The sequence below is a fragment of the Prescottella soli genome (assembly GCF_040024445.1).
GTDB lineage: Bacteria > Actinomycetota > Actinomycetes > Mycobacteriales > Mycobacteriaceae > Prescottella > Prescottella soli.
The window spans coordinates 1713482-1726668 of record NZ_CP157276.1; the positions used below are offsets into that span (position 1 = coordinate 1713482).

General features: G+C 65.8%; 18 protein-coding genes and 1 pseudogene. 10 read left to right on the top strand and 9 right to left on the bottom strand.

Annotated elements, in window-relative coordinates; all coding sequences use genetic code 11:
- Positions 1 to 475 precede the first annotated feature (475 nt).
- Positions 476 to 1066, top strand: coding sequence for a GNAT family N-acetyltransferase (locus ABI214_RS08060; RefSeq protein ID WP_348608425.1), 591 nt, complete (start codon positions 476 to 478; stop codon positions 1064 to 1066).
- A 1266-nt stretch (positions 1067 to 2332) separates the two neighbouring features.
- On the opposite strand, the gene ABI214_RS08065 is transcribed toward ABI214_RS08060, so the two are convergent.
- Positions 2333 to 2779 carry a hypothetical protein gene (locus ABI214_RS08065; protein ID WP_348608428.1) on the bottom strand — a complete coding sequence of 149 codons (447 nt, stop codon included), beginning with the start codon at positions 2777 to 2779 and terminating at the stop codon, positions 2333 to 2335.
- 758 nt (positions 2780 to 3537) lie between these two features.
- On the opposite strand from ABI214_RS08065, the gene ABI214_RS08070 reads away from it, so the two are divergent.
- The 4 genes from ABI214_RS08070 (at position 3538) to ABI214_RS25465 (ending at position 4982) form a co-directional block, all read left to right on the top strand.
- Complete coding sequence (locus tag ABI214_RS08070) at positions 3538 to 3885, top strand: hypothetical protein (RefSeq protein ID WP_348608431.1); 348 nt, start codon at positions 3538 to 3540, stop codon at positions 3883 to 3885.
- A 104-nt stretch (positions 3886 to 3989) separates the two neighbouring features.
- Positions 3990 to 4121, top strand: coding sequence for a hypothetical protein (locus ABI214_RS25455; RefSeq protein ID WP_408585917.1), 132 nt, complete (start codon positions 3990 to 3992; stop codon positions 4119 to 4121).
- Positions 4122 to 4176: 55 nt separating this feature from the next.
- Complete coding sequence (locus ABI214_RS25460; RefSeq protein WP_408585914.1) at positions 4177 to 4302, top strand: hypothetical protein; 126 nt, start codon at positions 4177 to 4179, stop codon at positions 4300 to 4302.
- A gap of 194 nt (positions 4303 to 4496) precedes the next feature.
- Positions 4497 to 4982 (top strand): WhiB family transcriptional regulator, encoded by a 486-nt coding sequence (locus ABI214_RS25465; protein WP_431357160.1) that lies wholly within the window; start codon positions 4497 to 4499, stop codon positions 4980 to 4982.
- On the opposite strand, the gene ABI214_RS08085 is transcribed toward ABI214_RS25465, so the two are convergent.
- The 5 genes and pseudogenes from ABI214_RS08085 to ABI214_RS08105 form a co-directional block, all read right to left on the bottom strand.
- Positions 4942 to 5169, bottom strand: coding sequence for a hypothetical protein (locus tag ABI214_RS08085; protein ID WP_348612094.1), 228 nt, complete (start codon positions 5167 to 5169; stop codon positions 4942 to 4944). The two genes, ABI214_RS25465 and ABI214_RS08085, sit on opposite strands and share 41 nt — an antisense overlap.
- Before the next feature lie 109 nt (positions 5170 to 5278).
- Positions 5279 to 6043 (bottom strand): annotated as a pseudogene (locus ABI214_RS08090) (methyltransferase domain-containing protein).
- A 164-nt stretch (positions 6044 to 6207) separates the two neighbouring features.
- On the bottom strand, positions 6208 to 6549 hold the full coding sequence (locus ABI214_RS08095; protein ID WP_348608434.1) for a YybH family protein: 342 nt from the start codon (positions 6547 to 6549) through the stop codon (positions 6208 to 6210).
- A gap of 157 nt (positions 6550 to 6706) precedes the next feature.
- Positions 6707 to 7309, bottom strand: a complete 603-nt coding sequence (locus ABI214_RS08100; protein WP_348608437.1) for a helix-turn-helix transcriptional regulator — start codon at positions 7307 to 7309, stop codon at positions 6707 to 6709.
- Positions 7310 to 7327: 18 nt separating this feature from the next.
- Complete coding sequence (locus ABI214_RS08105) at positions 7328 to 7459, bottom strand: HTH domain-containing protein (RefSeq protein ID WP_348608440.1); 132 nt, start codon at positions 7457 to 7459, stop codon at positions 7328 to 7330.
- 141 nt (positions 7460 to 7600) lie between these two features.
- Between ABI214_RS08105 and ABI214_RS25470 the strand changes: the two genes are divergently transcribed.
- From ABI214_RS25470 to ABI214_RS08130, 5 genes are all read left to right on the top strand, one after another.
- Entirely contained in the window at positions 7601 to 8092 is a 492-nt protein-coding gene (locus ABI214_RS25470) for an SDR family oxidoreductase (protein ID WP_431357161.1), read from the top strand.
- A gap of 4 nt (positions 8093 to 8096) precedes the next feature.
- On the top strand, positions 8097 to 8690 hold the full coding sequence (locus ABI214_RS08115) for a hypothetical protein (RefSeq protein WP_348608446.1): 594 nt from the start codon (positions 8097 to 8099) through the stop codon (positions 8688 to 8690).
- Positions 8691 to 8892: 202 nt separating this feature from the next.
- Complete coding sequence (locus ABI214_RS08120) at positions 8893 to 9366, top strand: hypothetical protein (protein ID WP_348608449.1); 474 nt, start codon at positions 8893 to 8895, stop codon at positions 9364 to 9366.
- A 162-nt stretch (positions 9367 to 9528) separates the two neighbouring features.
- Positions 9529 to 9957, top strand: coding sequence for a hypothetical protein (locus ABI214_RS08125; RefSeq protein ID WP_348608452.1), 429 nt, complete (start codon positions 9529 to 9531; stop codon positions 9955 to 9957).
- 38 nt (positions 9958 to 9995) lie between these two features.
- Positions 9996 to 10442 carry a hypothetical protein gene (locus ABI214_RS08130; protein WP_348608455.1) on the top strand — a complete coding sequence of 149 codons (447 nt, stop codon included), beginning with the start codon at positions 9996 to 9998 and terminating at the stop codon, positions 10440 to 10442.
- Between the two features lie 156 nt (positions 10443 to 10598).
- Here the strand turns inward: ABI214_RS08130 and ABI214_RS08135 are convergent, their stop codons facing one another.
- From ABI214_RS08135 to ABI214_RS08145, 3 genes are all read right to left on the bottom strand, one after another.
- Positions 10599 to 12149 carry an alpha/beta fold hydrolase gene (locus tag ABI214_RS08135; protein ID WP_348608458.1) on the bottom strand — a complete coding sequence of 517 codons (1551 nt, stop codon included), beginning with the start codon at positions 12147 to 12149 and terminating at the stop codon, positions 10599 to 10601.
- 179 nt (positions 12150 to 12328) lie between these two features.
- A complete protein-coding gene (locus ABI214_RS08140; protein ID WP_348608461.1) occupies positions 12329 to 12598 on the bottom strand; it encodes a hypothetical protein in 270 nt (89 codons plus the stop codon).
- A gap of 56 nt (positions 12599 to 12654) precedes the next feature.
- Positions 12655 to 12972: a hypothetical protein gene (locus ABI214_RS08145; protein ID WP_348608464.1), complete on the bottom strand. Its 318-nt coding sequence runs from the start codon at positions 12970 to 12972 to the stop codon at positions 12655 to 12657.
- Between the last annotated feature and the right edge of the window lie 215 nt (positions 12973 to 13187).

Sequence of the window (13187 nt, forward strand, 5' to 3'; positions counted from 1 at the left end):
GACGAGAGCAGCGGCGATTCATCGTGGTTTACCTGCATAGATGACACGTCCCCCGCCGACTTCCGCTCCCCCATGGGGTGCCTCGTGGCGACTGTGGTTCAACTCTCGAACAGACCCGCGCCCATGTTTCCTCCCGCCTCCATCTGGTGGGGCGTCGACCGCCGCCGGGGCCCTCAATTCCATGCCGGAAACCGGAACGCGTGCAGGTCAGAGCCTTGTCACCGACCGATCGACCCCGTCTTGAGCCCGACGAAAGAGCCCCACCCCCACAACTCACGCGTGCCGTCGAGACCAATTGCGAACGGGCCGAGCACACGACACATCACCTGTACTAGCGGCGACCTCATCGCGAGGGCGGGGTCGCAATACCATGGGGCCGGCGCTTCGAGAGCTGGCGGGTGAATCGCCCGGCATCCTGAGCTGGGAAGTTCGTCGCGGGCACGCCCTCCCGAGTCGGCGGGTAGCGTCGAGGCACGTGACTAGCAGTTTTCGGATCCGGCCGGCGACGTCGAGAGACATTGTCGATGCCGCAGAGACCCTCGGTCTTGCCTTTGCTGACTACCCGTTCACCCGGCATACCGTCGATTCACGAGATCACCGAGACCGCGTGCGGTCGTTGCAGCGACTATTTTTGACGGAGATCGGGTTGCGATGCGGAAACGTCTGGGTATCAGATGATTTGACTGCGGTGGCTGTGTGGACGACGCCGTCTTCGGCGGGTCTGGACGCGGCTTTCGGTGATATCGCGGACCAGGTCACCGATCTGTATGGTGATCGAGCGGAAATGGCTGCGAGGGCTGATGAGGCGACCGCCTGCCTGCGGCCGACGGATCCCGTCTGGTATCTGGCGACGGTGGGTGTTGCGCCTGCCTCGCAGGGTCGGGGTCTGGGTCGAGCTGTGCTCGAGCCCGGGCTGAAAGCGGCGCGGGATCAAGGTTATGCGGCGTATTTGGAGACGTCGTCTCCGTCCAATGTCACCTTCTATGAACGCCTGGGGTTCGAGGTCGTCGGAAGCGTGCCCCTGCCCGACGACGGGCCGAAGGTGTGGGCGATGCTGCGGACTTAGGCGGCCACGGAGTTCTGTAGCTGGTCCGCGCCGTGAACCAGGCGCGTACCTGGGCATCGACGCCCCCGACCTGCTCCCGCTCCGCGGCGGTGACATCCTGATCGTCAACGCCGCCCACCCCGCAGTACGGGCGCACGCCAACTCACCGCCCGCTCTCGCACACTTCGTCGAGAATGGGGTGCGGGTGCTGTCGTCACCGAACCTGCACGCCAACGTCATCGCCACAACCAAGCAGGCGATCGTCGGATCTGCCGGAGCCTCACGCAGTTCCACCATCACGGACAAGGCCGTGATCATCACAGACGACCCCGAAGCAGTCGCCGCAGCCCGCACGTTCATCGACAGCATCGACCAGACCACCACCGTCGTCACGAGGTGTTCATCGCCAACGCCGCCGCTATTTGGGCGATCGGCCGAACCGTCCCGTTGCTGGGCATCGGTGGCCGGATGGGCACTGGGCACGATCTCCTACCGACCCCAGTCGACCGGATGTTCCTGTGGCACATCACTGACCACCAGCCGGGAGCCGACGAGACACTCGCGTGGGCGGCACACGCGCGCCGCACCTCGGCCGGGCCGGCCGCGGAGTACCCGGCCGAATGGCTGCGAGTCGACACACTCGCTGGCCGGGGCCAGCTCGAGCGTGGTGACGTGCTCCTCCAGGTCACTGCGGACGACACCTGGATCCAGTCGTCGGCGGTCGTGGACTCCGACCCGATACCGGTTCCACACACCGCCCACGCAGTCGCGTACCTGCCACGCATCCGCGCTGATCTGAAGCCGCTACCAGTGCCCGAAGCCGAAGCTCGACTCGCCGACCTCGGACCCCCCGGCTGCGCGCCGACCACCAGGTCGTCTCCCCCATCCTCCGAATGGGTAGCTTCAGTGGTGGCTTGGGATCGACCACCGCGGGTGGTCGGGTGGGAAGTTCGTGGCGCCGCGAAAGGCTTCGACCTCGTGACGGAAGATCGTCCTCGATCGCTAAGGGGCGGTGCAGGTCGGCGCGGTTCTAGAAGTTCGGTCCGATTTCGATGCTGCCGACGACGGTCCCGTCCGCCGCGTATCCGGTCAGGACGGGGCGGGGGCAGGGCTGCCAGCCGCGCGGGAAATGGGCGCGCGTCGCGGCCTTCTTCGCTCGATACGCTGATGCGTGCCGTCCGTCCCGTGCAGCACGGGACCCTGGATACCGTGTGAATCGGGGTCGGTGTCATGGATGCGGTGTTCTGTTGGTTGGAAGTGGCGGCGGCCGAGGCCTGATGCGCGCTGTCAAGCTATGGCGTCGAAGTCCATATCCATCCAGTGAATCCAGTGGCCGGACTCGTCCGGCCGCTCCCAGCAGGCCGTCATCGATGAGTTGTCCTCGGACGTCCGGAGCGTGCTGCGCATCCGTTCGCCCAGGAAGGTCCACGTGCCGTCCGTGTTCAGGCGTGCGGTCATCGTCCCGAACGTCCCGGAGCCGTCGAATGCCCGCATGGTGTACGTGTCGGTCTCGGTGTCGTGGTCGCCGATCAGCTCGAGGGCCTGTACGTGGTCGTCGCCCATCATCACGTCGACACGATGGATGACCCACATACCGCCGGCCATCCACTCGTACTCGTCGGTGCCGGCGATGATCGCCACCTCCTGCCCATGCTCGTCGAACACCGTTCCCGACGTCCTCCACCGTCCGATGACGCTGTCGAGCGGACGCATCGTGTCTGCGGTGGCTGTCATTGTTGGTCCTCTCGTAATCCGCAACCCCGGGCGCCCTTGACCTCCCCCAGCACTGCGATCGTTCCATTTCCTCAGGCGCTCCACGCCCGAAAGGCACGCAATAGTCGACTGCTCGCACAGATAGACCGGCGGCCGCGCGAGAACTCATCGGACCGGGCCCTGCTTGACGGGTGTCCTTTTCGTCAGTTTCAGAAGTCGCCGGCACACCCAAGGCGTTCTGCAGCCTGATCGGCATGCCACTTTCAACCCTCAGAACCGTGCCACGTTGGGCTGAAGATCACAGGTCGGCGCGTCGAGCAGTCCTGCACGGACGCCATAGTCCGGCCATTCGACACAGTTCGTTCAGCAACGAACAGCCGCAAACAAATGCCAACTTCGATGACGACGATCGCGCCTGTCGTCGTCACGCTAGTTGTCACCTCGCAGGTCAATACACCGTGAAATGACAACTACAGTGGCGATTCTCACCGGCAGGTGCCTGACCCGGATCGCGTGGATGGTGCCATCTGTGATGCCGATTAATGTAGTTGGCAATTGTTCATGCCCACCTTCCTTCCTCGCTCCCGTCTGGAACGGCGTCCAGACTGCAGCTCGGATTCGCGGCGAATGTTCGGTGTCGAATTGGCACATCTACCAACGTATTCCGGCAAATGTCGCCGCACGACGGTCGGAGCGCAGTCAGGCAGTTGAATGATCATCACGTGAGCAGGTTCTCGAACCTGCACTCGGCCGCGCCACGCGCCACTACACTTACGGGTATGGCGCAGGCGGCCGAACCGTACCAGGCAACCGCGGCAGTCGGCGATTCGTCGACGTGCCCGGGGGCGCAATGCCACTTCACGTTTCCGCCGGTTCCGGCCGGTAAGCGCCTGCAACTTACTAGCGTCTCGGCACAACTCGGTAGCGTCGCCGACAGCCTCGTCTTGGAGGGCAATGGTCTGTCCTACTTCGTGACGAAGTCGCATCCCGATCTCAGCTATCTGACGACACTGGTGAGCCTTTTCTACGAAGCCGGAAGCACGCCAACCGCCCGTGTGTTTGCACCCGACACAACGAAGCACACTTCGCTCATCATCACGCTCGTCGGCATCCTCGAAAAGCCATAGCCAGAACCAAAGTGGCCGGTCGCGACTCGACTCCAGGGGCTGCCACTCAGTAGATCTAATTCACCCCTACGGGCGCAGGGAGTACCGCTTCAGCAGTCTCCTGTTTGGCGTCCGAACCTCACCAGCTCGCCCAGCGCAAGCCGTCGAAGGTGCGCAGCATCGTCCGCGAGGCCAACGCCAAGCTGCTGCCGGCCGACTTCGACATCGACATCGACATCCACTTCAACCCGCCGTAGCCTTGGGATCAGCGCCTGCGACCTCCTCAAGGTCATCATCTCGGGACGGGCGTCGGTGGTCACCGACTCCATCGAGCGGTTCACCCCGAACGGAGTCCTGTTGACGTCGGGCACCGAGCTCGAGGCCGACGTGATCGTCACCGCGACCGGCCTCAACCTACAGCTCTTCGGCGGGATGTAGTTGTCCGTGGACGGCGCCCCGATCGACTACCCAGACCACTTCGCCTACCGGGGCATGATGCTCAGCGACATCCCCAACCTGACGAAGATGACCTGCAACCGAAGCGGATCGTTGAGGACTTCGACGTCGTCCCCGCCGCACGCGTGGTGGTGCTGAATCACCTTGAAAGGAGGCACAATCCGATGACCACCATGATGACTCTGGCCGACCTGCTGCCAGCCACCGACGACACCATCGACTGGGACGTCGCCGCCTGCCGAGGCGACCGCCACCCCGACCACTGGTTCCCGGATCCGAGCGAGCCGTTCGACTGCGCCGCGCGTGTCTGCGCACGCTGCCCCATCACGACCGCCTGCGGCGACTACGCGGCCGCCATCGGTCAGTCCGGGGTATGGGGCGGGCGCGAGTACCGGCGCGGCCGCAGCGCCCGACAGCTGGCGCAACGGCTCGCCAACCGCGGGGTGAATCCGGAGCGCCGGGTTCACCCCGCTAGGCGCGTGTTGGTTGCGTCAGCGTGTCGACTACGGACCCCCATAGGTAGCCCCGACCCAGGATCCGGCACGGCTGACGACGAACGCAGGCAGCACCTTTCTGCGCGGGTGACCTCGAGGCCCACCCTCTACTGGGTATCCGGGGTTGTCATGGGCTACTACGCATCCGATGAATCGGGGCCGCAGTAACCAGCGGTGCGGTGCCGGCCACTGCCACGGCGATGAACGTCTTGCGCCAACCAAGGTGCCCGCCGATCCACGTGCCGATCGGCACACCGGCGGCAACGACCCGCGGGATCATCAACATCGCCAGCGAAGTAGACAGCGATGCGGCGATATTCGCCGCGACAAACACCGTCAGCGCCAGAGAGAACAACCTTCGCCGTGGGGTCCGAGCGAACACGACCGCTGCCACCGGAGCCGAAATGGCGACAGTGAGAGAGGACCCCGTGATCAGCTGTCCCGCGGCGGGCTCGCTGCGCGAGTTAGTCGGGGTTCCGTGCCTCGACGAGGTATCGGGTGGAGTGCGCGACGAAGGGCCCATCGGATTCGATGCTCTCGTGGAGCTGGCGAAGTCGGTCGCGGTAGGCCGGCACCGTGAAGCCCGGGACCATCCAGATCACCTTGCGGAGAAAGTAGATCACCGCCCCGACATCGAAGAACTCCGCAGCGACTCAGAACGGATTTCGACAATGTCCAAACCCGCCGCCTCAGCGCCACGGCGCGCATCGTCCGGATGCCGTGCCCGCCGGACCTTCTCCGTTTGCGGCCCATGAAGTACTCGACCAGTTCGAAGACGCTCGCCGGGCCGACATGCTGCGCGAGATAGGTGCCACCAGGTTCGAGCACGCGGGCAATCTCGTCCCACCACACCGTCACCGGGTGCCGACTGGTCACCAGGTCGAAGGCACTGTCGGCGAAGGGCAGCGGTGGCTCATCGTCGGCGACGACCACCACCCCCAACGGATTCAGCAACGCCGTGGCCGCCGCGACGTTGGGTGGCCACGACTCCGTCGCAACCATCAGCGGCGGGAATGTCGGCACGCCGGCCAGCACCTCCCCGCCGCCGGTCTGGATGTCGAGGGCCGACCGGGCCCTACGCATACGCTCCCCGATCAGCCGCTGATAGCCCCACGACGGCCGCTCCTCCGTCACCCGCCCGTCCAGACACGAGAATCCCGCCCGGACACCGACACCGCCGCGGCCTCGGCCTCGGCCTCGGCCACCAGATCCTCGAATGCACAGCCCATGCAGCCCACCGTCGCAGAACGATTGCGGACAGAGCGAACGGATCTATTGGGGATGCGAGGTCTACGCCGCCAGCGCCCCGTGGAAGTTCGACCGGCGCCTGGTCATCCCGCCATAGGATCCTGGCCCACTCCGTGATGGATCAGGTGCGGAAGTGACCGCGCATCTACCCGAGAACTTGGGGCTGGTCGATCACCCAAAGCCAGCGGCCGTCTGACTGTCGGCGCGCGACTTCGACGGTGGCCCCACCGTCGGGGAGGCGCACGGACGTCATCGCCAGGTTGCCGCTGCGGAGGGCGGGCTGTACCGCGCCCGGGGAGAACACCGGGGCGCCCGCCACGAGCTGTTCGTAGGCGGACCGGATCTCGGAGGTCCCGGTGGCTACCCGACCATCCAGCAAGGCAAGCACCGCGTCAGGCTCGTATAGTGCGACCAGCCCATCGACGTCACCGGCATTCAATCGCTCGACGATCAACCGGTTGAGGTCCTCAGGTTCCGCGGCCCACATAGTCGCTGTTCCGTTCAAGGTGTGCAAGCTCCATTCCAGATCGATCTATCGATTTCCCAGGACATCTCGTGATCGTCGCAGCCGGGTATGACACGAACCACGGCGACGAGAACGTACTCGCGGCATTGGGACCCACGTCGAACCTATCCGTCACGTATCAGCAACGTTCGGCGCGGCTGCAACTAGCTTGTTTCCCGTTGTGGGAGTGTTCGTTGGCGCGTCCGAACTCAGTGCCGAACCAGCGGCCGATCGACTCCTCGGGAAAGTCGCGTCGGCGATAGGTGCCCGCGATCCGGTCGACGGCGGAGATGCGGTCGAATCGGAACGTCCGCCAATCGCCACGATCGAAGTCGAACCCGACCAGGTACCAGTGGCCCGCGCTGTGAACGTGACGGTGCGGATCCACTACTCGAGATGACCACGCACCGTTCTCATCGCGATACGTGAACCGGATGCGACCGGACTCCGCCACAGCGTCCGCTACTGCGCCGACGGTTTGTGCGGTGACGCTGTGGTCCTCCTCGAGCACCTCGATAGCAAGATCGATAGCTGCGGCGCGGCAGCGCAAACGTTGTGGGAGCACCTGATCAAGCTTCGCCGGTGCGACGGCCGCACTGTTGTCACCTTTTAGGTGAGGTGCGATCAGTCGCAAGCCAGCGGTGATCACAGCGACCTCGTCGGCCGTGAACAGCAGCGGGGGGATCGACAGCCCCGGCCTGAGCCGACAGGCACTCGCCGGCCCAGGACGGGCGTGGATCATGTAGCCGAGTCGGCGAAGTCAGTCGATGTCGCGCCTCACGGTGCGCGCACTGGTGCCGAGTCGATCTGCGAGTGCTGTGGCGGTCCATTCGGTTCCTGGTTGGAGGATCGCGAGCAGCGTCAGGGCACGCGCGGTCGGGTCGTTCTCCATCCGCCCATTCTGCCCGCAATGGCGGACAGGATCCGGCCGTCATCGTCGAAACGGTTGCGCAATTGATCTCGACGAGAGGAAATCATCATGCGTATAGCCGTCGCTACTCCGACAGGAAACGTTGGCCGTCATGTCGTCACCATGCTCATCCGTGCAGGTGTGCGGCCATTTGCGCTCGCACGAAACCCTGATCGGCTGGCGGCGGACGTCCGTTCCGAGGTCGACGTGGTCGAGGTCGACCAATTCGACGCGGACGCCGTCGTCCTCGCGACAGCCGGTGTCGACTCGCTGCATTGGGTGGATCCGCCGGCTGGTAGCGCCGATCCGCTCGTGGACTATGGCCGCGCCACCACGAATGTGGCCCGCGCGGTTACGGAGAACGGTATCGGGCACGTCGTCTTTCAAAGCAGCGTCGGTGCCGAGAAGCGGCAAGGCGTGGGTGAGATCGATGGACTTGCCGCGACCGAGGCCGCTCTCGATGAAACACCTTCTGCCGTAACCCATCTGCGCTGTGTGGCCGAGCGCGCGCGGCGGTTGTCCCGCTGCCGGTTTGCAGTCGGGCAGCGCCGTTCGCAGCGGAGTCGACGGCGGGGCCGGCGTCACGCTCGGCGCCGTCTCCTGGTGTTACGGTGAGCCCGTGTTTGACTTTGCCAGCCTCGACGCGGCGATCCTCATTACGCTCCGCGCGTGCGTCGCGGAACTCCGCGATGCCGACGACTCGCTCGCGATGGTGGCCTGCGGCATGGTCGAAGACCTCACCGGGTTCTTCGTCGCCGGGGCCGGTGCGACCTGGGCCACTGGGCTCGACGGGTCGAGCGCCGACAAGGCGCAGTGGGCCTGGAGTCCGTCAGAGTGGCCGCTCTGCGCTGAAGATCCGGACGATGCCGCGCCAGGGCGGGTAACGAGCGCAATCTGGGCGCTCTCTGGCACCCAGGCAGTGATCGACGGTACGGGGAAAGAGCTCGAGGCAGATGCCTATGATGCCCTCCGGCTGCAATACGAGAACCGGATCGTGCGTGCGATCCAGCGGATGCAGGCGGATGGCGAGTTTCGCGATGCCGCGGGGAATGACGTGTGGATCTGGCTGCACTCCGCGGACGACGCTGATCCCGAGCTCGACGCGCGCAGCTTTGCCGCCCTGCAGGGCCCCGAACTCGCCCGCGATTTCAGTGACCGTTTCGGCGCCGGGGGCGATCGGCTGCTCGCGCGCGTCGCGGCCCGCGAGGCGTAGCGCAGCACTGAAGGCGTCGTCCCGGTGACCTGCGCGCTCAGGTCGCGCTCACGTTGGCGGAGTCGCGCCACGCTGCACCGCCGAGTGTGACTCCAGCCAAGGAATGGCCAATGAGGGGAGCCACGGATCACATGTCCGCGGCGAACACCGAACCACGGACAAGCCTGCGTTGTAAGCGTGGTGCCGCACATAGGGTGTCGAGGTGTCCAACAAGAACGCGAAGGGGCCGCGACAGGTCGAGCTCATCGGTCCCGCCGCCGGGGTGATGACGTATTCGATTGCAGGTGGTCTCATCCTGGCCGGGCCGATCGCCGGGTGGGCCGACGGTTCGCTGGCGACCGGCCTGTGGTGGGGAGTCGTCACCCTCCCGATCGGAATCGGGCTTGCACTCAGTACTTACGGGTGGCGTTGGGACGAAAAGCGATTCCAGGCCGCCGGGATCGCGGCGACGGCGGAGATCCTCGCCGTCAACCGGATCCGGGGCAGCGACGAGAGCACGGACATCGCCGAACTGACGGTCCGTATCAGTGGCCCGGGTTTTGACACATTCGACGCAGGCTGTGAGGTGCCCACGGGTAGCGTGCGACCGCAGGTCGGTGACCGGCGCACGGCGATGGTGGAACCGTCCGACCTCACCTTCGCCATCGGCTATGACCACCTTTTCCAGCAGGGCTAGGGCAGCGGCTGACCGGGTCGTCCAGATCCAGAGTGCAGGGTCCGGGTTCCCTTGCCGCAGGAGCACTGTCGGCCGGTCAGCCACGCGAACCGGAAACTCGACGTGGACAACAGCTGACGTGAGGACACGTTTTCGCACGTTCCCTGATCGAGGAGTTCCGACATGGCCCTGCCGATTCCCTCCGGACGGCGTACTGGTGTCGTTCTCGCTCTGGCCGCTGCAACGGTTCTGATCGGTTCGGCCCCCGCCGGTGCCGAGCCCGCCAACCCGTCGACTCCTCGCGGCTACCCCCAAGCCGTCGACGACGTGCTCGGTCCGCAGGACCCCGGCTTCTGGAACCCCGATGTCCCGGGAACCCGCGTTCTGACTCCGGTCGAGCCCGGGGTGAGGGTGTATTGCGCAAACCGTTTCGAGCCGACGCCCGGGTGCTCGACACTCGATATGCGCGACTTCTCCTCGCCGCAGCGGCCCCTCGTGTTCGTCGACGTACCCGTGATCGGGTGGCCGCCACTGCGTGTGTGGACGGACGTCCTCCCCCGCTTGGACGAGGGCTCCCTCGGTCAACTGATGGAACGCTTTTTCGCTCGTTGACACCGGGCCACCATGCGGCAGCATCTAGCCTGATCATCATGAGGGCGGAGAAGATGCAGGTAGCGATTCGGTGCATCCCTTTCGCCATCCTCCTCGCCACCGTCACCGCGCTTGTCTACTTCAGCCAGGAGCCGCCAGCCGCGCCGAAGCCAGCCGAAATCACCTGGCGCTCTGCTCTACCGAGTTGCGGCGACGCGGCGCCTCGCCCAGGGACCGAGCCACAGGAGCCACTCACCCCGTCGGTGATCGACTGCCTGTCGGACGGTCGACAACGCGACGGCGGCGAGTTCGCGCTCACCCTCTATACGACAGAGGGCGATCCCATCGTCTACTACCTACGTGCCGCGGCCGGCACGAACGACATCGAGGTGTTGGTCGACTCGTCGCAGGACCAGTTCGGAGGCGACCCCGGCTGGCGCAGAATCACCTGCACAATCGCCGAACTCTCGTCCGACCTGCTGCGCGACTGCATGACCAGCTACTGAGTCCCGCAGTCGCGCGAGGTCGCCCAACGACCGGACAAATGCCGACTTCGGTGAACCACCATCGCACGCCATCGGCGCCACACTTGTTGTCACATCGCAGGTCAGAACGCAGCTCGGTCCCCGCCACCGGCTGTGGTGGCGGGGACCGCCGACTGGCTACAGCGGCGCGGTGATCGGCGCCTCGGGCGCATGGGTAATGTCGGTGGCCCCGGTCAGCAGGTAGTCCGTGATCGCGGTGTCGACCGTGGTGTTGCCGCCCTGGATGGCGGCGCCGTGGTCTCCGCCCTCCACGGTGAGCAGGTGCGCGCCCATGTCGCGGGCATGTTGGGCACCGCCGTCGTAGGGCGTCTGCGGGTCCCGCAATCCCTGCAGCACAAGGGGCGCCGTGGCCAAGCCCTTGTTGCCGATCTCAGGTACCGTGGTCACCGGAGGTGCGCCTACGCACCCCGGTCCTGCGCTGTAGCCGTAGCCGATCGCATCGAACAGGTCGCCGGTGATGAACGTCGAGAAGAACCAGCCCGGGAGTCGCTCTGGCCGCGGCCCGACTGCGTTCTCGTTGCAGAGCACGATCGCCTGCATCATTCGAGCCTGGACCATCGACTCGAGTTGGTCCTCGGTGACGTCGCTGGGCGCGCCTTCGGCGAGGGCCCCGAGGCCGTCCCGGATGACGCGGGCGACCATCGGCCAGCTGTTCCGGGCGGGAAGTACTTGGCGCGTAAGGGCATAGATGCTCGACCCGGACTGGGTATGCGCCGGATCGGCGAGACGACGCAGGAATGCCTCGAACTGGACCCGGGCTGGGCCCGTGAGGTCGACACCGGCCCGGTACGCGTCGGCGACGCTTTCCAGGCTGGGCGGGACGTCGCCGATCCGGGCCGGTGGGGGCGCGAGGGTGGGGTTGCCGCCCGCTTCCTCGACGATGCGGTCGGACCAGCGATGGTACACCTTCAGCGGCGTATCGCCGAGGCCGTAGGTCGCGTCGTTGGCGGCGATCCAGTCCATGAGGTCGTAGAAGCGCGCCTTGTAGCCGTCGTTCTGCTGCCAGAGGACGTCGTTCCAGATCCAGTCGCGATTGACCGCCGAGTCGAGCACCATGCGTCCCGTGTGCTGCGGGAACAGCGTGGCGTACGTCGAGGCGAGGAGCGTGCCGTACGACAGGCCGTAGACGTCGATCACGTTGGCACCGAGCGCGATCCGCACCTGATCCCAGTCGCGGGCGGTGTTCTCGGTGGTGATGTGCGCGGTGGCGCCGGGCGTTGAGCCATCGCACGCCAGCCGCGCCGCCCCGCCCGCGAAGCCGACGTTCATCGCGGCCAGCATCTCCGGGGTGACGTCGCATTCGACCGCCCCGGCGTGTGCGAGGCCTCGGGGCTGCACACCGATGAAGTCCCACTGCCGGCGAATCTGCTCGGGAAGCGCCTGCGCGAGCATGCTGTTGGACGCGATCGCGTCGCCGCCCGGCCCGCCGGGGTTGGTGAACAGCACGCCCCGGCGCGCCCCCGGATCCTCGGCACGGTGACGGGTGACGAGGACGTCGATCGATCCGGCCCCCGGATTCGCATAGTCGCGCGGCACCGTGACGGTTCCACACTGGTCGGTGTCCGGATCGAGCGCGTACTCGGCCGGGCACGGGCCCCATGCTACTTCCCCGACGGTTGGGTCGGCGGCGGCCGAAGGTACTGCGACGGATACGAATCCGATCGTCACACCGATCGCAACGGCACCGACTCGAACACCCCGACCGGTGCGGGACCGCGACTTCCGAATACTGTTCCCCGAATTCAGCACATCCACGACGGTAGTGCGCGGGACCGCTTTTCGTCGAACCGAGTCGGCATGCGCCGGGATAGCTTCCGTCTCTTCCTGGACGGAGCATGATGAGCGGGCTACCGCGACGGCCGGGCCGTGTCGATCGATGTGTACGTCCACCACAGTGTGGTGCGTTCGGTAACCCCGAAGTCGTAGGTTCCGCCGACCTGTAGTTGATCGGTGATGCTCCGGTTCGATGATCGCACGCCGCCGCAGGACGTTTTGACCAGCGTATCCCGCTTCGCCCCCGGCGGTTCGTTGATCGCGTCGATCGTGCACCCGGTGCGGGTCGCAGGCTCCATGGTTGCCGTCGTGCTGAGGGCAGCAGCGCCACCGAGGGCCGTCATGCTGATGACCATCATGGTGAAGAACTGGTGCCGGCCGATCCACTGCCACACAGTCCTCACTTCGGAAACACCTCCTGCCACTGCTGCAGGTGCTCGAAGGTCGACTGCGGCGCGTGCACGACGAGCACGAGGCCCGCGCAGATGATCGCTATCTGTGCGCCCCGTTCACTCCACATGCCCTGGCTGTCGGCCGACTCCCCCACCTGCACTTCCAGACTCTCGACCCTGGGCACGTCTTCGACCCGGAGCGCCCCCGGATTGATCGTAGCCGCCGAAAACCGGCAGACCGGACAGTGGTGGTGTCCTGCGGACCTCGGTCGGCTGCCGCCGTCGACGGACAGACCTCGCCATGAAATGGTCAGCACGAGAACCACTTTCCGCAGATTCGCGTGCCTCGACAACAGCCCCGCCACCATTTCCTCTTCCTGCTGCCCACACCAATCGGCCTCTGCCGGAGGCTCGCACGTCGTCGAAACGCGCGCGGAAGGTAAATCCCAGGCAGACCCGCGCGGGATCCGGAACTCATCGCCTACTCCCGAAGACAGCACGATCCGGTACCCGTCAATGTCGGGATTACCACACCTGAGCT